Here is a 23,094-nt window from a genome sequence, read left to right on the forward strand (position 1 = left end):
AAATTCCTAATCTACAATAATAAGTTTTAAACATTTTATTAAGGTTATTTAATTGTTTGTATCAAAAAAATTTGCAACTATTTTTATGTCAATAATTACTTTAACTACTGATTTTGGGACTAAAGACCACTTTGTTGGTGCAATAAAAGGAACTATTTATAGTGAACTTCCAAATGCTAGAATTGTTGATATATCACATGAAATATCTCCCTTTAATATTACAGAAACGGCATATATACTTAAAAATGCCTATAAAAGTTTCCCTGAAGGTAGCATTCATATTATTGGTGTTGACTCAGAACTAAATACTGAAAATAAACACATTGCGTTAAAATTAGACAATCATTATTTTATTTGTCCAGATAATGGTGTAATATCACTTTTAGCATCTGCCATAAAACCTGAAAAAATTGTTGAAATAAATATACACGATAGAGTTGCAACAAGCTTTCCTGTTTTAGATGTTTTTGTAAAAGTTGCTTGCCATATTGCGCGTGGTGGTACGTTAGAAATTATTGGTAAAATTATTCCTGAATTTAAACAATTAGTTGAACTACAACCAGCTATTTCTTCAGATAAAAATACAATTACAGGCAATATAATTTATGTTGATAATTATGGAAATGCAATAAGTAATATTAATACAAAGCTATTTCATGAAATTGGAAAAGGAAGAAATTTTGAAGTAATTGCAAAACGCCATACATTTAAAAAAATCTATACAAAATATAGTGATATTGTTGATTTCTCTTTACCAAATGAACAACGACAAAAAGATGGCAATAAAATGGCTATTTTTAATACTTCAAATTATTTAGAAATTGCTATTTACCGAAGTAACTCTAAAACAGTTGGAAGCGCAAATACCCTTTTAGGATTAAATTACAGAGATGTATTAACCATAAAATTTATTTAATTTTTTCTCAAAATCTAGACTATGTTTATAAGAATTGTGAAAATGAGTTTTGAAGATGATAAAATTGATTTATTTCTTAAAAATTTCAATTCAAACAAGGAAAAAATAAGAAATTTTGAAGGGTGTACGTTATTAAAATTGCTTAGAGATAAAAATAATACAACTATATTTTTTACTTATAGCTATTGGCAATCTGAAGCTCATTTAGAAACCTATAGAAATTCCGAACTGTTTAAATCTGTTTGGGGAAAAACAAAAATACTATTCAACAACAAACCTGAAGCTTGGAGCGTTGATACTGTTGAAAGTTTATAATTATACCTAATGAAACCTATTTTAATAAAAGAATTAAATTCATTTTTCACTTCACCAACTGCATATTTGGTGATTGCTATGTATTTAGTAATAAATGGATTGTTTTTGTGGGTATTTGAAGGTGATTTTAATATTTTACATGCAGGTTTTGCTGATTTAAATAGCTACTTTTTTATAGCTCCATGGATTTTTATTTTTTTAATTCCAGCAATAACCATGCGAAGTTTTTCAGATGAAATAAACACTGGAACTATTGAACTTTTAAAAACAAAACCAATTACAAATTGGCAAATAATTTTAGCAAAATACTTTAGTTCTCTAATTTTAGTTCTGGTTACTATACTTCCAACACTTATTTATATTTACAGTATTTATCAATTAGGAAACCCAATTGGAAATATTGAGTTTGGAACAACTTTTGGATCATTTATTGGATTATTTTTTCTTGCAAGTACCTATTCAGCGGTTGGTGTTTTCGCTTCAACAATTTCAAAAAACCAAATTGTTTCATTCATTATTGGAGTCTTCATTTCTTTCTTTTTATTTTATGGATTTGAGGCTTTAGCAAGTTCTAATATCTTCGAAAATTTAGAATATACTGTTCAAACTTTTGGAATGTTTTCACATTTTGAAAGTATTAGTAAAGGGATACTTGATACACGAGATTTAATTTATTTTATTTCAACTACTTTTTTCTTTTTAATACTCACAAATTACAGAATACAACATGAAAAATAAATATTCTAAAATAGTGTTTATTTTAATTGGAATTTTCCTAATTAACTATATAAGTTCAAAGGTTTATAAACGTTTTGATTTAACTGAAGACAACCGTTATACTTTATCAAATTCAACAATATCTATTATAAATAATATTGAAGATCTTATAACTATTAAAGTGTATTTAAAAGGTGATTTTCCTGCGGAATTTAAACGACTTCAAACCGAAACAAAACAACATTTAGAAGAATTAAAAGCTATTAATAAAAACATTAGATTTCTATTTATAAACCCTTCTAAAATTGGACAAGAGCTTATAAACAAAGGTTTAGAGCCTAGCCGGTTACAAGTTGAAGAAAATGGAAAACTCTCAGAAATTGTAATTTTCCCATGGGCAATTGTTTCTTTAAAAAACAACACAGAAAATGTATCGCTTTTAAAAGATATCTTCTCTAATTCTCAAGATGAGCAGTTAGAAAGTTCAATCCAAAATTTAGAATTTGCTTTTGCAAATGCAATACATAAAATAACAAACAAAAAATCCAAAAAAATTGCAATTATAAAAGGAAATGGAGAGTTAAAAGACATTTATATTGCTGACTTTTTACACAAATTAAATGAGTATTACTTTTTAGCTCCTTTTACTCTTGATTCAGTTGCAAACCAACCTCTGAAAACTTTACAAGAAATTTCTGAATTCGATTTAGCAATTATTGCCAAACCAACTATAAAATTTACTGAAAAAGAAAAATTTACTTTAGACCAATATGTAATGAATGGTGGCAAAACACTTTGGTTAATTGATAATGTTCAGGCTGAATTAGACAGTTTAATGCAAACTGGTGAAAGTTTAGCATATCCTAGAGATTTAAATTTAACCGATTTATTTTTTAACTATGGCGTTAGAATCAATAGCGATTTAATTGTTGATTTTAGCAGTTCTGAAATTCCTTTAGCAACTGGAAATATTGGAAATAAAACTCAGTTTAGTCAATTTAAATGGAACTATTTTCCATTATTAAATTCAGAAAACAACCACCCAATAAACAGCAATATTGAAGCTGTAAATACTAAATTTCCAAATAGTATTGATACGCTTAAAAATAACATTTCAAAAACAATTTTATTACAAAGTTCCCCGCTTTCAAAAACTGTAGGAACTCCTTCAATTATATCTCTAAAAACAATTGCTCAAAAACAGAATTCTTCAGAATATAACAATGGAAATAAACCTATTGCAGTATTATTAGAAGGTAAATTTAAATCCGCATATAACGGGCGTGTAAAGCCTTTTAATATTAAAAAAAATAGAAATTTAGGCAATGAAACTAAAATGGTGCTAATTTCTGATGGGGATATCATTGCTAATGAAATTTCAAAAGGAAAGCCTTTAGAACTTGGAGTTAATAAATGGACAAACCAACGATTTGGAAATAAAGAATTTTTATTAAATACTGTAAATTATTTATTAGACGATATTGGATTAATTAATATTCGATCTAAAACTGTAAAAATAGATTTTTTAAATAAAGAAAAAGCATTTAAAGAAACTCTTAAATGGCAATTAATCAACATATTTTTTCCTCTACTATTACTTGCAATTTTTGGAATATTATTTAATTATTATAGACACAAAAAATACCAGTGAAATTTCTTTTTTTCATCATAAAAAATTGTTAAATTTATAAATCTATAAACATATAGTTTTTTATATGTGCTATATTTGTTACACAACTTAAATTCATTTATGATGCTAAAAAAAATATTTATCTTTTTACTAATAATTGGAATCACTTCATCCGTAAATGCTCAAATTAAAACACCTCAATCTAGTCCTTTTTCAAAAATTGAACAAGTTGTTGGATTAACTGATGTATCTTTAGAATATTCTAGGCCCGCTATGCGAGGAAGAATAATTTTTGGAGGATTAGTTCCTTATGGAAAAATTTGGAGAACTGGGGCTAATGCAAATACTAAAATTACTTTTGGTGATAATGTGATGATTGATGGACAAAAATTAGTAAAAGGTACCTATGCAATCTACACAATACCAAATAAAACTAGTTGGGATATACTATTTTATAGTGATGCAAATAATTGGGGAAAGCCAAAAACATGGGATGAAAGTAAAGTAGCTGCAAAAACTACCGTACAAGTTGTACCAATGGAAATGAATGTTGATTCATTTACGATGTCATTTGATGATTTAACTTCTGGCTCTGCCGTTTTAGGATTACTCTGGGAAAATATTTATGTTGGTGTTAAATTTGAAGTACCAACAGATAAAATAACCTCTAAAAGTATAGAAGTTATTATGAATGGACCTACAAGCAATGATTATTATCAAGCAGCAACTTATTACCACACTGAAGGAAAAGATTTAAAGCAAGCTTTAGCTTGGATGAAAAAAGCAACAGAAGGTGACAACCCGGAATTTTGGTATTTACGTAGAATGAGCTTAATTCAGGCTGATTTAGGCGACAAAATTGGTGCTATTAAAACTGCCAAACAATCATTAGCCGGTGCTGAAAAAGCTGGAAATTCTGATTATGTTAAAATGAATAATGAATCAATTGCTGAATGGCAGCAATAAACTATTTTTTAGATTGATTTTTAAAAAAACACCTCAATTTTGAGGTGTTTTTTTGTAGTAAAACAACCATAAAATTATTATTGTTACTTCTTATTTTTAAGCTACTTAATTAACATAATTATAACTTTTAAAAAATTAAGTTTTACTGTTTTAATATCAATAATTAAACTACATTTGAAATAGTAATAAACTGTTAATAAAAATCTTTTTTATAACAATATATTTAGAATATATTTGTAAATCATTCTATTAAAATAATCGTACATGAAATTTATAGTATCAAGTAGTCAATTATTAAAGCAACTTCAGGTTTTAGGTGGCGTAATTAATAACAGTAATACACTTCCAATTTTAGACAATTTTTTATTCGAATTAAATAAAAATCAACTAAAAATATCTGCTTCGGATTTAGAAACAACTATGAGTACAACTATTGATGTTGAGTCTGATACTGAAGGTTCTGTAGCAATTTCAGCACGTTTATTATTAGACACGTTAAAAACATTTCCTAACCAGCCTTTAACTTTTAAAACTGAAGAAAATAATATTGAAATTAGCTCTAGTCAAGGAAAATACGATATGGCTTATTTTGATGGTAACGAATTTCCAAAAGCAGTTTCTATAGAATCTCCTAGTAGTACAATTATTCCTGGTTCAATTTTGGCAACAGCAATTTCAAAAACAATATTTGCTGCCGGTAACGATGATTTAAGACCTGTAATGAGCGGTGTTTTCTTTCAATTCTCTACTGATAGCTTAACTTTTGTAGCCACTGACGCTCATAAATTGGTGAAATATGCTAGAACTGATGTTGTTGCAAGTGAAGCAGCTGAATTTATTATGCCCAAAAAACCTTTAAACTTATTAAAAGGTATTTTAGTTGGTTCAGACAGTGATGTAACTATTGAATATAATGATGCAAATGCAAAATTTACATTTGATAATGTAGTATTAGTTTGTAGATTAATTGATGGTAAATACCCTAATTATGAAGCTGTAATTCCAAAAGAAAATCCAAATAAATTAACTGTAGATAGAGGAACATTTTTAAACTCGGTAAAACGTGTTTCAATTTTCTCTAGCAAAACCACACACCAAATTAGATTAAAAATGGCTGGAACGGAATTAAATATTTCCGCTGAAGATCTTGATTATTCAAACAAAGCAGAAGAACGTTTAGTTTGTGAATATCAAGGAGACGATTTACAAATAGGGTTTAATTCACGTTTTTTATCTGAAATGTTAGGTAATTTAAGTTCTAATGAAATTCTTATTGAAATGTCTTTACCAAACCGAGCTGGAATTTTAACTCCTATTGATGGTGTAGAAGAAGGTGAATATATTACAATGCTTGTAATGCCTGTAATGTTAAACAGCTAACATTAGAAATAAATAAAAAATTTAATTTAAAACTACAGCTTTTTTAGTTGTGGTTTTTTTTAGTTAAAAAATAGAGATTATATTACTCTTTTAAAAGGTTTATTTTTAGTAGATTAGTACACCCATAAAAGCAATAATTATTGATGTTATTGCGTAAATATGATGGAATCACATCATTAAATATAATTATATAACTTGGTGTGTGCAAGCAAAAAATTTAAATTATGAAAAAAATTAGTTTAATATTAATTGGATTTACATTTTTATTAATTTCTTGTAATAATGATGACGATAACAATGAATTATTTAATGCTGTTGTAATTGGAAAAGGATTGGACTGTGGAGATTCATTTCTAATAAAATTTAATGAAAATATTACAAGATTACCAAATACAATCGACAATACTTTCTATGAGATAAATTTACCGAATGAATTTAAAGAGGAAGGAAAAGAAATAAAAGTAGATTTCAGAGAGCCAAAAGATAATGAATTTTTACTTTGTACGACGTTAGGTCCAGGATATAATGTGATTTATATCATATCAGCAAAATCCGAATAACATTTGACTTGGAATATAAACGTCCGAATTAAAAAAAGCCAGCACACAACACCTCATAAAATTTATGCTTACAATTAAACTAAATACAAACCTACAAATATTTCAACTCTCCTTTTTTATCAAAAATGTTAGGTAATTTAAGTTCTAATGAAATTCTTATTGAAATGTCTTTACCAAACAGAGCTGGAATTTTAACTCCTATTGATGGTGTAGAAGAAGGTGAATATATTACAATGCTTGTAATGCCAGTGATGTTAAACAGTTAACATTAGAAATAAAAAAAATTAATTTAAAAACCACAGCTTTTTTAGTTGTGGTTTTTTTTAGTTAAAAAATAGAGATTATATTACTCTTTTAAAAGGTTTATTTTTAGTAAATTAGTACACCCATAAAAGCAATAATTATTGATGTTATTGCGTAAATATGATGGAATCACATCATTAAATATAATTATATAACTTGGTGTAATTTATAGTAGAAAAACATTTTTTTAAACTAGAAGCTATCTGAATTTTAAACAAAAAAACAAAAATTGCGGATTTTGAAAATTAAAACGGAAAACCTAAACAGAAAGAGAATTTTTACAATTTAAGATTTCAACAAAGAAAGTTCAGATTTTTTTTTACAAATTGAAAGTGATTATTGAAACGCATAAACAAAAATAAATGGAGCCCAGAGACCATTTTAAAAAACGGAAAAAATAATTTACCCGAAAATGAAAAAAGTTTATTTATTATCTATCTCATTTCTATTTATTGGTTTATTGAATATTTCATGTGTCAAGAAAGCTGATAATCCCGTTGTAGTTTATGAAGTAACAACTAGCAATGAAAATTTTGAAGTTTCATATTTAGATGAAAGTGGAAATAAAATGCAAGAAACAATTACTAGTAATAATTGGAAAAAATCTTTTAATGGTAAAAAAGGAGATTCTGTCTCCTTATCGATTAAGTCTAATAATTTAAATTCAAATATAGATGCCAAAATAATTTATGATGGAAAAACAATTAAAACTGGCAAAATTTATGGCAAATTGAGTGATGAGAAAGTTACATTAGATATCGCAACTACATTGCCTTACTAATTATTGATTAAACATTGTATTTCAATCAAATTATTTGACTAAAAACAAAAATTGAACTGAAAACTACAAATTACAACACCTCATATAATTTATGCTTAAATTTGAACTAATATAAACGACAAACATTCAACTAACGATTTGCTACCACCGAAAAATCTTCGATTTTTAGGCGCACAAATCATAGAAAAACTCGTTACCAACAAGGCGACCACAACAATAATTAAACAAATATTAAAAAATGAAACTTGAAAAGATTTTAGATAATTTAGGCTCACTTGAAAAAAATTCATTTATTAAAATAATTGATAATATAATTTCAAAGAAACCAAAAAACTTTAAGGAAATAGATAAAATTTTAAGTTCTTCAGACAAAGGACTTAAATCAGTTGACAGCCAGAATATATCTAAAATATTTTCATTAATAGAAGATGAATTTGAGAAAACAATTAGAGAAGAATTTGTAGAAACTTCATCACAATTAGATATTTTAATTGATATTATTACGAAAGATGGAAATAATATTATGAAACAAGTTTGGTTTTCCAAACTATATGAGAACGAATTAAAATCTCTAAAGAAAAAAATCAAAGAACTTGAAAAATCAATTCAAGATGAAAAATCTGAATTGTCAAGTAATAGAAAAAGAGATTATAGAATTTATAAATCCTGTGTAAATATTGCTTTCACAAATGATATTTCAAATAATAGAGACGCTAAAATAACTGAAGATGAACTTTCAATTCTATTAACTTTATCGAGAGAATTAGAATTATCACAAGTAGAAACAAAACTTATAAACTACATTGTTATTCCTCCAAAAAGAATGGACATTGGTGACATTATTAATAATTTGAAAAATATTGGAGTTGTCTTTTATTCCAAAAAACAAGGAAAAGTTTACGTAGCCGATGAAATTGTTAGAATTTTAAGAAAAATAAGAGGTAAAGATGTTGCAGATAAATATTTGAGAAGAATTTTAAGAATTTTAAGAGGTCCTGAAATTAATTTAATTGCAAAAAAACATAATATTGAAAGGTCATTAAGTACAGAAGAAAAAATAAATGAAATTATTAAAAATGGAATAAAATTATCTACTATTTTATCATCAGATATTTATAAAGAAGATACTTTTTTAAATGATAAAAAGAATTACCTCAATAAACTTTGGGAAAAAATTTCAAATACAAATACAATTTTAAAAGGAACAACTCTTGAAGATAAAATTGAAAATCTAATATTATATTTTGAAAATCGTGAAAAAGATGAAAAAGTAGGAATTTCAATAAACGGTTTTGAGAAAATGTTGCTTGACCTTAATAATACATTACCAAAATTAAATACACAAATAAAAGCTGCTTTTGAATTGGACGAAGAATTTGTTTTAAAAAGTGAATTTTTATTAGATTATAACATAAAACCCAGAGATATTTTAGATTTAATTCCTCAAAAGGATTTAATTCTATTTTGTAAAGAAAATAATATAAGTTCGAGAGGAGATGAAGTTTTAAATACTTTAGAAAATTATAAAGATTCAGAAAATTTATTTTTAGAAAATTATGAAAATATCGGTTTCAGAAACCTTAATGCTTTAAAAGAAAATGGAATTGCTATAAAAGAAAGTGAACTAGGAATTAAATTTGAGGAATTGACTAAAAGTATTTTTACTCAACTAGGATTTAATGTTGATGAAAAATTAAGAAAAAAGATAAATACGAAAAAAGATAAAATGGATATTCTTATCAATTTAGACAATAATAATTTATTGATAATAGAATGTAAAACAGTAAAAGAAAGTGGATATAACAAATTTTCTTCTGTTTCAAGACAACTGAAAGCTTACTATGATTTAGCAAATAAAAATGAATTTGAAGTTAGAAAATTGCTTTTAGTTGCACCTGAATTTAGTGATGATTTTATAGAAGATTGTGAACTTGATAGTCAATTGGATTTATCATTGCTAACTGCTTCGTCATTAATAAAAATACTAGGAAGTTTCAAGAAATCTTCTAAATATAAAGAATTTCCATATAAACTGTTAATGAGAGATGTTTTGATTAATCCAGAAAGAATAATTAAGGCTATTAGTAAGTAATGCCCAGTTGGTAACAAATCTGACCCGTCCTGAAAAATGAAAAAAGCATATTTAGCAATAAGTTATTCTAACCGAAAATTATTTGATAAAGAAGTTCAAAGCTTAATCGAATTATGTAAAATGAATAATATTGAATTACTTTCATTTGTAGATAAATATAATTTTAAAGAAAATGAGGAAAAGGAAATGATGGAAACAGCATTTCTTGAGATTGACAAATCTGATTTTCTAATAGCAGAACTGACAACTAAATCAATTGGCGTAGGAATAGAAATTGGATATGCTCGTGCAAAAGGAAAGCCTATTATATATTTACGTAAAAAAAAATCAGAATATTCAACAACAGCTTCAGGAAGTTCAACTTACAATATTGAGTATAAAAATAAAACTGATTTAATGGAATTGATGAAAACCTTATTAAAACGATTAGAATAAAAACTACCTACACCACCTCATCAAATTTATTCTTAAATTTCAACGAATACAAACCTACAAATATTTCAACTCTCCTTTTTCCTCAAAAATGTTAGGTAATTTAAATTCTAATGAAATTCTTATTGAAATGTCTTTACCAAACCTAGCTAGAATTTTAACTCCTATTGATGGTGTAGAAGAAGGTGAATATATTATAATGCTTGTAATATTAGTGACACTAAACAGTTAAAACAGCATAAAATATAATAATTAAAATCCGCTTTTAGCGGATTTTTTTGTATCATTGTTTAAATTTATTTCATGAATTTTTTGGCACACTTATATCTTTCAAAAAAAAATAAAAATATTCTTATTGGAAATTTTATTGCTGATGCCGTAAAAGGGAAAAGACATGCAGACTATCCCAAAGAAATTCAAGCTGGAATTTTACTACACAGAGAAATAGATAACTACACTGATAATCATCCAATTGTAAGGAAAAGCAAAAGACGATTACACGAACGTTATAACCATTATGATGGTGTAATTATTGATATATTATACGATCATTTTTTGGCAAAAAACTGGAATAACTACTCAAAGATTTCATTAGCAAAATATGCAGATAGTGTTTATTCTTTTCTTGAAGAAAATAAAGAAACTTTCCCAGCAAAAATTCAGCATATATTACCTTATATGATTGAATACAACTGGTTGGTTGCTTATGCTTCATTAAATGGTATTGAACGTATTTTACAAGGCATGAATAAGCGCACAAAAGGTATTTCTAAAATGGATTTAGCCATTGAAGATTTAAAATTATTATATACAGAATTTGAAAATGATTTTACACATTTTTTTAAAGAATTAGAAAAATTCACTGAAGAAAAAACAACTATATTACTCGCAACATGAAAAAAATTATCCTACTTATTACAATTGCATTTTTAATTATTCAATGTAAAGATAATACCTCAGAAAAAATAGAAAATCCAAAAATTACTGGGTTTGTTACAGATAGTGCCATGGTAGTTTCTGCAAGAGTTGAAGCTAGTGAAATTGGCACTTTAATAATGAAAAATGGAGGAAATGCTTTTGATGCCATGATTGCTACACATTATGCTTTAGCAGTTGCTTACCCTTTTGCTGGTAACATTGGTGGTGGTGGGTTTATGGTGTATCGCAAAAACAATGGAGAAACTGGAGCCTTAGATTTTAGAGAAAAAGCCCCAAAAGGAGCTTCCAAAAATATGTATTTGGATAAAAAAGGAAATATAATTAAAGGGAAAAGCACTTTAGGTGCTATGGCTATTGGAATTCCTGGAAGCGTTGATGGCATGGCTAACGTTTATAAAAAATTTGGAACATTACCTTTTTCAGAATTAATTCAACCAGCCATAGATTTAGCAAAAAAAGGGGTAATTGTAACCAAAAAACAAGCTAAAAGCTTTGCAAAATATCGTCATTATTTTTCTGAAGTAAATCCAGAATTGGTGTTTTTAGATAAGGATTGGAAAGAAGGCGATACTATAAAATACCCAAAATTAGCACAAACACTAGAGCGAATTAGAGATAATGGTAGAGATGGGTTCTACAAAGGGAAAACTGCAGATTTGTTAGTCGATTATGTTAAAAAACTAGGTGGAATTATTACGCAGCAAGATTTAGAAAATTACCAATCTGTTTGGCGAAACCCTATTGAATTTTCATATAAAGATTTAAAAATCATTTCTATGTCACCTCCATCAAGTGGGGGAATTTGTGATGCTCAAATTTTTAAAGCTATTGAGCCATATAACATAAAATTATACGGACATAATTCCGCGAAAACAATTCAATTAATAACTGAAGCTGAACGAAGAGCTTTTGCAGATCGTTCTTTCTTCTTAGGTGATTCTGATTTTGTAAAGATCCCTATAGATACCTTAATTTCAAGTAAATATGTTCAAAAAAGAATGGCCGACTTTTCTTGGGATAAAGCAACACTATCATCAAAAGTAAAACATGGAAATATTATTGGATATGAGAGTGATGAAACAACACATTACTCAATTATCGATAAATTTGGAAATGCCATTTCGGTAACCACCACCTTAAATGGGGCTTATGGTTCTAAAGTGTTAGTCTCTGAAGGCGGATTTTTATTAAATAATGAAATGGATGATTTTAGCTCTAAACCAGGAGTACCAAATATGTTTGGTTTAATAGGTGCAGAAGCAAATTCAATTCAACCAGAAAAACGTATGCTAAGTTCAATGACACCAACAATTGTAGAAAAAAACAATAAACTCTATATGGCTGTTGGCTCTCCAGGAGGTTCAACAATTATTACTTCTGTAATGCAAACAATTCTAAATGTGTATGAATTTAATTTAGGAATGCAAGAAGCTGTAGATGCTCCAAGATTTCATCATCAATGGTTACCAGATGTTGTTACTTTTGAACCAAAAGGGTTTGAGAAACCACTCGTTGAGAAATTACAAGAAAAAGGTTATATCGTACATCAAGAAAATTCAAGAATTCTTGGAAAAGTAGATGCTATTTTAGTATTACCAAACGGAAAATTAGAAGGTGGTGCAGATTACAGAGGTGATGACAAGGCTGCCGGATTTTAATTATATTTATATCTTTATAAGAAACTTATACTAATGAAATCAAACGCTATCACAAATGGAATATTAAAAGCTTTAGCTATTATTATAGGTGTTTTTATACTATTTTATTTTTTATATAGTATTCAATCAATTCTTGTTTATATAGCAATAGCTGCAGTAATTTCTTTAATTGGAAGCCCAATTATTCATTTTTTAAAAATGAAATTAAAATTTCCAAATACGTTAGCTGTAATTACAACAATGTTTTTCTTTTTGGGAATTTTAAGCGGTTTAATAAGCATGTTTATACCTTTAATTGTGAAACAAGGTGAAAACTTATCACTACTAAATATTGATCAACTTCAATCTAATATTCAAAATTTATTAAATCAAATAAATGATTACTTTTTAGCACGTGATATTGATATTTTAAACGAATTAAAACACGCCGATTTATTTAAAAATATTACTGCAATTCCTAACCTACTAAACTCGGTTATTGGTACAGTTGGTAATATCAGTATTGGCTTATTTTCGGTTATTTTTATCACCTTCTTTTTTATGAAAGATACCCATATTATGGAAAATTCCATTTATGTAATGGTAAGTGATAAAAGTGAAAATAAACTAAAAAAATCCTTATCAACCATCAATAATTTATTGTCGAGGTATTTTATTGGACTCGTTTTTCAAATCACTATATTGTTTGTAATTTATACTTTAACCCTTGTTATTTTTGGAATTGAAAATGCTATTGTTATTGCATTTTTATGTGCGCTGTTAAATTTAATTCCTTATGTAGGCCCTTTAATTGGCGGTTTTATTATGTTATTTTTAAGTATGAGCAGTAATTTAGGGCAAGATTTTCAAACAGAAATTTTACCAACAACTATTTATGTTATGATTGGGTATGTTATTGCACAACTAATAGATAATTTTTTAAGTCAGCCATTAATTTTTTCAAACAGTGTAAAATCGCATCCATTAGAAATATTTTTAGTAATTATGATTGGTGGTATATTATTTGGCGTTACTGGAATGATTGTAGCTGTACCAACCTACACAGCAATAAAAGTAATTTTAAAAGCATTTTTATCAGATAATAAAATTGTAAAATCATTGACTAAAGATTTATGAAAATAATAAGCTATGAAAAAAGAAATTGCAATCACAAATGAAGTAATTACAAATAAAATTTATTTTATTAGAAATCAAAAAGTAATACTAGATAGAGATTTAGCACTACTTTATGGAGTAGAAACGAAAAGGTTAAAAGAACAAGTCAGACGGAATATAAATCGTTTCCCAAACTCTTTCATGTTTGAACTTACGACTGAAGAATATGCTTCTTTAAGGTCGCAATATGCGTCCTTAAAACAAGGAAGACATTCAAAATACCCTCCTTTTGTATTTACTGAGCACGGAATACTGATGCTTTCTAGTATTTTAAATAGTGATAATGCTATTAAAATGAGTTTGCAAATAATAGATACTTTTGTGCAACTAAGAAAATTGGCTACTAATTATGAAGAACTTCTAACTAAAATTCAACAAATTGAATTACAATACAACAATCAATTTGGTGAAATTTATGAAGTACTCCAAAAATTATTAGAAAATCCTAAAGAAACAAAGAGAACAAAAATAGGAGATAAGAAAGATTAATTAAGAACTCAAATGAAAACCTATATCGCGCTTTTAAGAGGTATCAATGTTTCAGGCCATCATAAAATTAAAATGATTGAATTGAGACAGCTTTTTAATGGTTTAAACTTTAAAAACGTAAGTACCTATATTCAAAGTGGAAATGTAATCTTTACATCAACAAAAAATAATATTTCGAAAATTGAAAATAGTATTATTGAAGCAGTTAAAATAAAATTTGGTTACGATGTAAAAGTAATAGTAATCACAAAAAATGAATTAGGAATAATTTTCAAGTCAAACCCTTTTCTAGAAACAAGTACTATTGAAATAACTAAATTAAGTGTAACTTTTCTAAAAAAAATTCCAAATTTAGAAAATATTCCTCAAATTGAAGAGCTTGTTTTAAATACTAAAGACGACTTCAAACTAATAGAAAAATCCATTTATTTGTACTTGCCAACTGGCGCTGCCAAAACTAAATTGACTAACAATTTATTTGAACGAAAATTAAAAATAGATGCTACCACAAGAAACTGGAAAACAGTTACAAAACTTGTTGAATTAAGCTCTCAAACTATTGAATACTAAAATATTACATATAGAAATTCAAGATTTTATAAACTCCAATTTAAAATCTGATATTACAAAACTTATTTTAAAAGGAAGTTCGTTTGAAGCTGTTTCAATTCAAGAAATTGCAGCACAAATTGAAGCCAAAAATAAATGCGAAAAAAAATTACCAACTTGGTTTTCTTTAAAAAATATTTACTTTCCTAAAAAGTTAAATATTGAGCAAACTTCCTCTGAAATTACAGCAAAATATAAGGCAAATTTAGTATTTGGAAATACTTTAATTGATTTAACAGGTGGATTTGGAGTAGATTCGTATTATTTCTCAAAAAAGGTTAAAAATATAACACATTGTGAAATAGATAAAGAATTGTCAGGTATTGTGACATACAATTTAGGGATTTTAAATTCAAAAAATATTTCAACTTATGTTGGAGATGGTTTTGAATACTTAGAAAAAAACAATACAAAATTTGATTGGATTTATGCAGATCCATCAAGAAGAAATGACGCAAAAGGAAAAGTTTTTTTGCTAGAAGATTGTCTTCCTAACATTCCTAAAAATTTAGAGTTTTTATTTAAATACACAGGTAATATTTTACTGAAAATTTCACCAATTTTAGATATTAAAAGTGCTATTCATGAATTAAAATTTGTAAAAGAAGTTCATGTAGTTGCTGTTGAAAATGAAGTAAAAGAATTATTACTAGTACTAGAAAAAAATTACATTCAACAGATTGATTATAAAACAATTAATATTACTAAAAAAAGTATACAAACTTTTAATTTTAATTTTAACTCAATTGCTTTAGCTAATTATTCCAAGCCTAAAAAATATATTTATGAACCAAATGTAGCAATCTTAAAATCAGGTGCTTTTCAACAAATTTCAACGCATTATAAACTTGATAAATTGCATCAACATTCACATTTATATACTTCCAATAATTTAATAGACTTCCCTGGAAGAACCTTTAAAATTAAACAGATTTCCTCATATAATAAAAAGGAATTAACAAAATTTATTCCTTTAAAAAAAGCAAATATTACAACACGTAATTTCCCGGAAACTGTAGCTCAAATTCGCAAAAAAATTAATTTTAAAGATGGAGGTAATCTATACCTGTTTTTCACAACTAATTTAAACAATAGACACATTGTTTTGATTTGTGAAAAGGTTTAAAATAAGAACTTCATAACAAATAATTTTAGTATTTTTAACCGAATTATATTCAATGTAAAATGGCAAATAAAAATATACGCACACTTTCATCAAGAAAAGAATTAGATGATAATTTATTTGAAAATATAGCAGATTTATCTAAAAAAAATGCTTCAAAAGATGATTTTCAAAAATTAGCAAAACGATTTTTAATCGATGATTCCGTAATTGCTGGATCAGCTTCATTTTACGATTTCACAAGAGAAGAAAACAGAACTAAAAAAATTCATATTTGCAGTGGAACAGCCTGTATGACGGCCAAAACTCAAAGCAACCTTCATAAAAATATAGTAAAACATTTTTCTAAAGAAGAAATTGGCCATGCTGCTTGTGTTGGCCGTTGCCACACAAATAATGCTTTTATGCTTGATGGAAAAACGTATTCCGCTTCGAACGAAAAAGAATTAACTGCAATAATTTCAGAAAAAAAACAACAAGAAAATAGTTATGATATTGCTTGTAACACTACACCAATTTTAACTTCAAAAATTAAAAATATCTCAACATTTTTTAAACTATCTGAAAAATTTAGTAACAAATCACAACACGTAATTCAAGAAATAAAAACTTCAAATTTACGAGGTCGTGGTGGTGCAGGATTTCCATTTTGGTTTAAGTTAGATGCTGTAATAAAAGAACCCTTCGACTCCGCTCAGGATAACATACAAAAATATGTAGTTTGCAATGCTGATGAAGGTGATCCTGGAGCATATTCAGATATGTATTTAATGGAAAATCAAGCACATAAAGTGCTTTTCGGAATGTACATGACTGGCTTAACTGTTGGGGCAAATACTGGAGTACTTTATATTAGAGGCGAATACCCAGATTCAATTAGAGAAGTTAAAAAAGCTATAGAAGAACTTAAAACCAAAAATTTAATTGGTGATTTTAGATTTAAAATAATTCGTGGGCAAGGTTCGTACGTTTGTGGTGAGGAAACCGCATTATTAAACTCTATTGAAGGTTTAAGACCCGAAGTACGTGTTCGTCCACCATACCCTACACAATACGGTTTATTTGGAAAGCCAACGGTATTAAGTAATGTTGAAACTTTTGCAAATATTCATTGGATTTTAGAAAATGGCGGAAATGCTTATGCTAATTTAGGAACAAAACAATCAACTGGCACAAAATTAGTTTCATTAGACAGCTTTTTTAATAAACCTGGAATGTATGAAATAGAAATGGGAACTGATTTACATACTATTTTTTATGAATACGGAAACGGTTTTAAAGAAGAAATTAAAGCATTCCAAATTGGTGGTCCGCTTGGTGGAATTGTTCCAATGCACAAAATTCCCGATTTAACTTTAGATTTTGAATCGCTAAATAATAATGGTTTTTTATTAGGTCACGCTAGTTTTGTTTCAATTCCCATAAATTTTCCAATGATAAAATTCCTAGAGCATTTAATGGAATTCACAGCTGATGAATCTTGCGGAAAATGTTATCCTTGTAGAATTGGCTCATTTAGAGGAATGGAACTACTTAAAAAAGCTCAAAACAACAACTATAAAATTGATCGTCAACTATTTGATGATTTATTGGAAACCTTAGAAATAGGTTCATTATGTGCATTAGGTGGTGGTGTTCCACTTCCTATAAAAAATGCCTTACAGTATTTTGATGATGAATTGAAACAATATTTTACTTCAAACTAGAACACTATGAAAGCATCTATAAATAATATTGGGTACGAATTTAATGAAGGTGAAACCATCTTAGATTTTGTTAGAAGAATTGAAAAGGATAAAAACGCCATTCCAACAATGTGCCAAGATGATAGATTGGAGAATTTTGGTTCATGTAGAGTTTGTTCAGTTGAAGTTGCTCGTGAAAAAGATGGACCTACAAAAACAATGGCTTCGTGTCATACTCCAATTTCAGAAGGTTTGTATATTTATCATAATACCGAAAGCATAAAAAGGCTTCGGAAAAATATAGTTGAATTAGTTTTAAGCGATTACCCTGCTGATAAAATATTTCCTTCTGAAGGAAAAAAAGCAACACCTTTTCAAGAAACAATTGCGCAAATTGGAATCCCAAACGTTCGTTACCCCGAAGGTTCTACTCATTTAAATATTCAACCAGACAGATCACATCCATATATAAAATCCGATTTATCACAATGTATTAATTGTTTTCGATGTGTTAGAGCTTGTGAAGAAATTCAAGGCGAAATGATTTTAGGAATGAGCGGCCGTGGTTTTGCAACCAATATTATTAAAGGTTTTGATACTACTTTTAACGAATCTGCTTGTGTTTCTTGTGGTGCTTGTGTACAAACATGCCCTACTGAAGCTTTAACCGATAAATTTGAAACAAAAACCTTAATTGCAGATAAAACTGTAAGAACAACTTGTACGTATTGTGGTGTTGGTTGTCAATTAGATGTTTCAGTAATTGATGGTAAAATTAAAGGAATTCAAGCTCCTGAAGATGCTGAAGTAAACGAAGGTCACACGTGTTTAAAAGGAAGATTTGCCTTCCAATTTTACAACCATCCAGACAGGTTACGTGAACCAATGATTAAAAAGAATGGAAAATTTGAAGAAGTTACTTGGAATGAAGCTTATGATTTTATTGCAACTAAATTAATTGATATAAAAAATAAATATGGAGCAAATTCTATTGGTGGAATTTCATCTTCAAGAGCAACCAATGAAGAGAATTATTTAATGCAAAAAATGATTCGCGTTGCCGTTGGGACTAATAATATCGATGGTTGTGCACGTGTTTGCCACGCTCCTACTGCTTATGGAATGCAACAATCTTTTGGTACTGGTGCTGCAACAAATTCAATAGAAGATTTAAAACAAACCGATGCTATTTTCCTATTTGGTGCAAACCCTGTAAAAGGGCATCCAGTTACTGGAGCTAAAATTAAGCAAGCATTTATGAAAGGAGTTACATCAATTGTTGTAGACCCAATAAAAACTAAACTTGCTGAAATTGCGCAATATCATTTACAAATTAGACCAGGAACAAATGTGGCTATTTTAAATATGATGGCACATTACATCATTAAAGAAGGTTTAATAAATAAATCTTTTATTGAATCTTATACCGAAAAATATGAGGAATTTAAAAATCATGTGATTGATCTTGATATGAATGAATTAGAAACACTTACGGGAGTTTCTAAAAATTTAGTTAGAAAAGCAGCTATAGCTTATGCTTCATCAAACAATGCTATGGAATTTCACGGATTAGGAGTTACAGAGCATTTTCAAGGAAGTAAAACTGTAATGTTACTTTCAAATTTGGCAATGATGACGGGAAATATAGGTAGAAATGGTGTTGGATTGAATCCTTTACGTGGGCAAAATAATGTGCAAGGAGCAGCAGATATGGGCGTACAACCACATCAGGGAGCTGGTTATTTAGACATAAATGATTCAAAAGTTCAAAAATATTATGCTGAAAAATATGGTGTTGAAAAAATGCCAGAACAAGAAGGTTTGAAAATTCCTGAAATGTTAAATGCAGCAATTAAAGGAAAATTGAAGGCATTGTACATCATGGGAGAAGATACTATAATGACTGATCCAAATACAAATCACAGTATAAAAGCTTTTGAACAATTAGAATTAATAGTGGTTCAGGAATTATTTATGACGGCTACTACTAAAATGGCCGATGTAATTTTGCCTGCTTCTTCATATTTTGAAAAAAATGGAACATTCACAAATGGAGAACGAAGAGTTCAGCGCGTAAATAAAGTAATTGAGCCTATTGGAAATACAAAACCTGATGGACAAATTATTATAGATGTAATGCGTAAATTAGGATACAATCAACCTACAGGTGTAACTTATGATGCCGCAAAAGTAATTGAAGAAATTGCAGATGTAATCCCATTTATGAAAGGGTTAAGCTGGGAACGATTGGGTAAAAATGGATTACAATGGCCTATTAAAAAAGATGGCTCAGATACAAAAATGCTTCATATTGATGGTGAATTTAAGAAAGGCATTGGTACTTTTCATCATTTTAATTTTGAGGAAACACCTGAAATTATTTCACACGGAAAAAAATATCCATTTATTTTAACTACTGGAAGGGAATTAGAACACTATAATTCTGGAACTATGACACGCAGAACTGATAATCAAATTATTTTATCAAAAGATATATTAGAAGTTCATCCAAGAGATGCAAAATCCAAAGGAATTGAAGACAATGAAATAGTACGTATATTTTCCGATAGAGGAAGTGTTCATATCCCAATAAAATACTCTAAAAACGTAAAAAGAGGCGTTTTAAGAACTACTTTTCATCAACCTGAAGTATTTATCAATATAATCACAGGAAGTGTTGGAGATAAGGAAACTTTAACTCCAGAATACAAAGTTGTAGCCGTTGATTTTGAAAAAATATAACTAATGCAAACTATAAACTACGAAGGTTTACAAATAACAAATGGCAATCCACAAAAAGTAAATGATGCATTAGTTGTTGAAGCTGCTTTACAAATAAATATTAATTCAGAACCTTATACAGTAGTTATGAGAACTCCTGGTGATGATTATGAATTAATTAGAGGCTTGCTATTTGCTGAAGATATTTATAAAAATTCAAAAAACTTAGAATTTAATATTGAAGAAAAAAAAGCAAATGGATTTTCAATTATTAACGTAACCATACCAAAAAATTATATTGGCAAAGGTTATTTAAATAAGCGTACACTTCTTTCTGTTTCATCTTGCGGAATTTGTGGTAAGCAAAAGTTAGAAGATATTAGTTTTAAAGGTGAAAAACTTTCAAATACAATTACATTCGACTTTAAAAAATTAAAACAACTATTTTCTGAAATGAAACAAAAACAGGAAATTTTTGAAATATCTGGAGGCTCCCATGCTGCTGCTTTATTTGATAAAGATTATCAAATTTTAAGTTTAAAGGAAGATATTGGTCGCCATAATGCCGTTGATAAAGCAATTGGCGAATTATTAAATTCTAATAAGTTAAAAGAAATAAATTGTATGTTGGTCAGTGGTAGAGTTTCATACGAGATAATCTCTAAAGCATTTATTGCCAAAATCCCAATAGTTGTAGCTGTTTCAGCTTGCTCTACCTTAGCTGTTGACTTTGCCAAAGAATTTGGAATTTGCTTAATAGGCTTCTCAAGAGGTCACAAAGCAACCATATATTCAAACTCATAATTCTAAATAAAATACACGTTTTTAATAATAAACAGTAATATTATAGTAATAATTTGCATATATTAAATATTTATTTATATATTTGCGAAGTAAAAGCGTCCCTATTTTTGCAAATTTTTACGGAGAGGGTTTGCAATTTGTTGATAACTTTGTTAATAAAATACCCAATTTTATTGTTCAAATATCAAAATTAGCTTTTAAATATCTCCAAAATATAGGTTTTATATTATAAAATTAAAAGTATTTTAAATTTTATTTTTCACTCGTTAACCCTTGAAAAATAAGAGTAAAATAGCTTTTCAAACCCTTTATTTTTAAAATATTTTAAAAATAACAGTACTTTTTTTTGCCAATTTGTAAGATTAAATGTAGCTTTGATGCTCTTACTAATCATTTAATTCTTACTAAAAATGAAAAATTTAAAATTAATTTTCGGATTGCTTATGGTATCTGCTTTTGTTGCAGTTACTGTTTTAAGCGCAACTTCAAATGATAATACAGCTATTAAAAAAGCTGATGTTTTCATCCCAAGAAACGGATAGTATTTAAAAATAAATAAATTACTATATACACCACAATAATTTTATTGTGGTTTTTGTGCTTATTTTAATTATGTTTAATATTTAAATATAATTTTCTATATTTGTAATCAATACTTTTACTTACCCCCAGTAATGAAAAACAATAAAGGAAAATCTTTACTAGTTGGCAGTTTAATAATTTTGCTTATAATATCTACCCCCTATTTTTTATATTTATATAAAAGCATAGACCCAGATGCACAAAATATAAAAACTCTTTTTGGAACATTAAAAGCGGGTTACTACCCTAGCGTTCAAACTTACATATATTCTTTTTTTGCTAAATTTGTCCCCCTCATACTTTTAGTTATTTGGTTTTTAACCAACAAGCATTGGTGGGTACATGCATTAAGTATCCCTATTATGGTTTATTTATTTCAATTAATTTCAATTGTAAATGATAGCGAAGATTATTTTGACGAAATAGAATTTATTTACGCAGTACCAATTACTGTAGCTGTAGTTGTTATATTGTATTTTTTAAGAAGTAAATTATCAATATACATACTTGCCGTTGATTTAAAAAAGGAAATGGACGAAAATATGAAAGATCCTAAAAAAATTGGTAAGTGAAAAACGTTATAAGATAATAACCTACCTATTTAATTTAATGCTAATTAATTTCAACTATTCTTTTATTAAAAGTATTTGATTTTATAACTGATGTTTTTACTTATTTTTAGTTATACATAACTAAAAACTTACTTGCAGAAAATTATAAACATAATTAATACTCCAGATTAAGATGTAAGAAACCCTTGGTTTTTACATGTTATATTTAATTATAAACCAATTTATTTAGCTTGTAGCTTTGTATTCAGAGTTAAAATAACAAACTATTAAATGCTACCTCAATAAATTTAAATGGTATTGGTACTAAGTTTACAACTATAAAGTAAGAAATTACGCCATTATAAGAAATGTTTAAAACCAAAAAACCTACTAAATATTTAGTAGGTTTTTTGGTGATCGCAGAAGGATTCGAACCTTCGACCGCCTGCTTAGAAGGCAGGTGCTCTATCCAGCTGAGCTATGCGACCCTATTTAGGTTTATTTTTACTTTGTCGGGGTGGCAGGATTCGAACCTGCGGCCTCCACGTCCCAAACGTGGCGCGATAACCGGGCTACGCTACACCCCGAAAAATAAAAAATGCGGAGAGACAGGGACTCGAACCCTGGCGACAGTTACCCGTCGACAGATTAGCAATCTGCTCCATTACCACTCTGGCACCTCTCCT

At 27.9% G+C, this 23,094-nt stretch carries 21 protein-coding genes, 3 tRNA genes and 2 pseudogenes; 23 read left to right on the forward strand and 3 right to left on the reverse strand.

What is annotated here, in order from left to right:
* Positions 1–85: 85 nt before the first annotated feature.
* From QM495_RS07415 to QM495_RS07525, 23 genes and pseudogenes are all read left to right on the forward strand, one after another.
* Positions 86–916 carry an S-adenosyl-l-methionine hydroxide adenosyltransferase family protein gene (locus QM495_RS07415; RefSeq protein WP_408671477.1) on the forward strand — a complete coding sequence of 277 codons (831 nt, stop codon included), beginning with the start codon at positions 86–88 and terminating at the stop codon, positions 914–916.
* 21 nt (positions 917–937) lie between these two features.
* Entirely contained in the window at positions 938–1,231 is a 294-nt protein-coding gene (locus QM495_RS07420; protein WP_408671478.1) for a putative quinol monooxygenase, read from the forward strand.
* A 9-nt stretch (positions 1,232–1,240) separates the two neighbouring features.
* A complete protein-coding gene (gene gldF / locus QM495_RS07425) occupies positions 1,241–1,969 on the forward strand; it encodes a gliding motility-associated ABC transporter permease subunit GldF (protein WP_408671479.1) in 729 nt (242 codons plus the stop codon).
* The gene (gene gldG, locus QM495_RS07430) at positions 1,959–3,599 is read left to right on the forward strand and encodes a gliding motility-associated ABC transporter substrate-binding protein GldG (protein WP_408671480.1); all 1,641 of its coding nucleotides are present in this window, start codon (positions 1,959–1,961) and stop codon (positions 3,597–3,599) included. Before gldF ends, gldG begins: the two co-directional genes overlap by 11 nt.
* Positions 3,600–3,701: 102 nt before the next feature.
* Positions 3,702–4,544: a DUF2911 domain-containing protein gene (locus QM495_RS07435; RefSeq protein WP_408671481.1), complete on the forward strand. Its 843-nt coding sequence runs from the start codon at positions 3,702–3,704 to the stop codon at positions 4,542–4,544.
* 264 nt (positions 4,545–4,808) lie between these two features.
* Positions 4,809–5,924, forward strand: a complete 1,116-nt coding sequence (gene dnaN, locus QM495_RS07440; protein ID WP_408671482.1) for a DNA polymerase III subunit beta — start codon at positions 4,809–4,811, stop codon at positions 5,922–5,924.
* 224 nt (positions 5,925–6,148) lie between these two features.
* Positions 6,149–6,484 carry a hypothetical protein gene (locus QM495_RS07445; protein ID WP_408671483.1) on the forward strand — a complete coding sequence of 112 codons (336 nt, stop codon included), beginning with the start codon at positions 6,149–6,151 and terminating at the stop codon, positions 6,482–6,484.
* A 101-nt stretch (positions 6,485–6,585) separates the two neighbouring features.
* A pseudogene (locus QM495_RS07450) lies at positions 6,586–6,750 on the forward strand (DNA polymerase III subunit beta); the annotation flags it as partial.
* A 449-nt stretch (positions 6,751–7,199) separates the two neighbouring features.
* A complete protein-coding gene (locus QM495_RS07455) occupies positions 7,200–7,568 on the forward strand; it encodes a hypothetical protein (protein WP_408671484.1) in 369 nt (122 codons plus the stop codon).
* A 238-nt stretch (positions 7,569–7,806) separates the two neighbouring features.
* A complete protein-coding gene (locus QM495_RS07460; protein ID WP_408671485.1) occupies positions 7,807–9,660 on the forward strand; it encodes a hypothetical protein in 1,854 nt (617 codons plus the stop codon).
* Positions 9,661–9,696: 36 nt separating this feature from the next.
* Positions 9,697–10,095: a nucleoside 2-deoxyribosyltransferase gene (locus QM495_RS07465; RefSeq protein ID WP_408671486.1), complete on the forward strand. Its 399-nt coding sequence runs from the start codon at positions 9,697–9,699 to the stop codon at positions 10,093–10,095.
* A gap of 64 nt (positions 10,096–10,159) precedes the next feature.
* Positions 10,160–10,324, forward strand: a pseudogene (locus tag QM495_RS07470) (DNA polymerase III subunit beta); the annotation flags it as partial.
* A 71-nt stretch (positions 10,325–10,395) separates the two neighbouring features.
* Complete coding sequence (locus QM495_RS07475; protein WP_408671487.1) at positions 10,396–10,989, forward strand: ACP phosphodiesterase; 594 nt, start codon at positions 10,396–10,398, stop codon at positions 10,987–10,989.
* On the forward strand, positions 10,986–12,689 hold the full coding sequence (gene ggt, locus QM495_RS07480; RefSeq protein WP_408671488.1) for a gamma-glutamyltransferase: 1,704 nt from the start codon (positions 10,986–10,988) through the stop codon (positions 12,687–12,689). The genes QM495_RS07475 and ggt overlap by 4 nt, the downstream gene beginning before the upstream one ends.
* 33 nt (positions 12,690–12,722) lie before the next feature.
* On the forward strand, positions 12,723–13,805 hold the full coding sequence (locus QM495_RS07485) for an AI-2E family transporter (RefSeq protein ID WP_408671489.1): 1,083 nt from the start codon (positions 12,723–12,725) through the stop codon (positions 13,803–13,805).
* Between the two features lie 12 nt (positions 13,806–13,817).
* On the forward strand, positions 13,818–14,333 hold the full coding sequence (locus tag QM495_RS07490; protein ID WP_408671490.1) for an ORF6N domain-containing protein: 516 nt from the start codon (positions 13,818–13,820) through the stop codon (positions 14,331–14,333).
* Positions 14,334–14,345: 12 nt separating this feature from the next.
* Positions 14,346–14,903 (forward strand): DUF1697 domain-containing protein, encoded by a 558-nt coding sequence (locus QM495_RS07495; protein WP_408671491.1) that lies wholly within the window; start codon positions 14,346–14,348, stop codon positions 14,901–14,903.
* The gene (locus QM495_RS07500) at positions 14,893–16,068 is read left to right on the forward strand and encodes a THUMP-like domain-containing protein (RefSeq protein ID WP_408671492.1); all 1,176 of its coding nucleotides are present in this window, start codon (positions 14,893–14,895) and stop codon (positions 16,066–16,068) included. The genes QM495_RS07495 and QM495_RS07500 overlap by 11 nt, the downstream gene beginning before the upstream one ends.
* Before the next feature lie 59 nt (positions 16,069–16,127).
* Positions 16,128–17,771 carry an NADH-ubiquinone oxidoreductase-F iron-sulfur binding region domain-containing protein gene (locus tag QM495_RS07505; protein ID WP_408671493.1) on the forward strand — a complete coding sequence of 548 codons (1,644 nt, stop codon included), beginning with the start codon at positions 16,128–16,130 and terminating at the stop codon, positions 17,769–17,771.
* A 6-nt stretch (positions 17,772–17,777) separates the two neighbouring features.
* A complete protein-coding gene (gene fdhF, locus QM495_RS07510; RefSeq protein WP_408671494.1) occupies positions 17,778–20,492 on the forward strand; it encodes a formate dehydrogenase subunit alpha in 2,715 nt (904 codons plus the stop codon).
* 3 nt (positions 20,493–20,495) lie between these two features.
* Positions 20,496–21,275 carry a formate dehydrogenase accessory sulfurtransferase FdhD gene (gene fdhD / locus QM495_RS07515; protein WP_408671495.1) on the forward strand — a complete coding sequence of 260 codons (780 nt, stop codon included), beginning with the start codon at positions 20,496–20,498 and terminating at the stop codon, positions 21,273–21,275.
* A 410-nt stretch (positions 21,276–21,685) separates the two neighbouring features.
* Positions 21,686–21,817 (forward strand): hypothetical protein, encoded by a 132-nt coding sequence (locus tag QM495_RS07520; RefSeq protein ID WP_408671496.1) that lies wholly within the window; start codon positions 21,686–21,688, stop codon positions 21,815–21,817.
* 132 nt (positions 21,818–21,949) lie between these two features.
* Positions 21,950–22,429 (forward strand): hypothetical protein, encoded by a 480-nt coding sequence (locus QM495_RS07525; RefSeq protein WP_408671497.1) that lies wholly within the window; start codon positions 21,950–21,952, stop codon positions 22,427–22,429.
* Between the two features lie 390 nt (positions 22,430–22,819).
* Here QM495_RS07525 and QM495_RS07530 read toward each other — a convergent pair.
* The 3 genes from QM495_RS07530 to QM495_RS07540 form a co-directional block, all read right to left on the reverse strand.
* Positions 22,820–22,896 (reverse strand) — tRNA-Arg (locus QM495_RS07530).
* Positions 22,897–22,920: 24 nt separating this feature from the next.
* A tRNA-Pro gene (locus QM495_RS07535) sits at positions 22,921–22,995 on the reverse strand.
* Between the two features lie 14 nt (positions 22,996–23,009).
* Positions 23,010–23,093, reverse strand: a tRNA-Ser gene (locus QM495_RS07540).
* Position 23,094: the final 1 nt, after the last annotated feature.

Source organism: Lutibacter sp. (assembly GCF_046055765.1).
GTDB lineage: Bacteria > Bacteroidota > Bacteroidia > Flavobacteriales > Flavobacteriaceae > Lutibacter.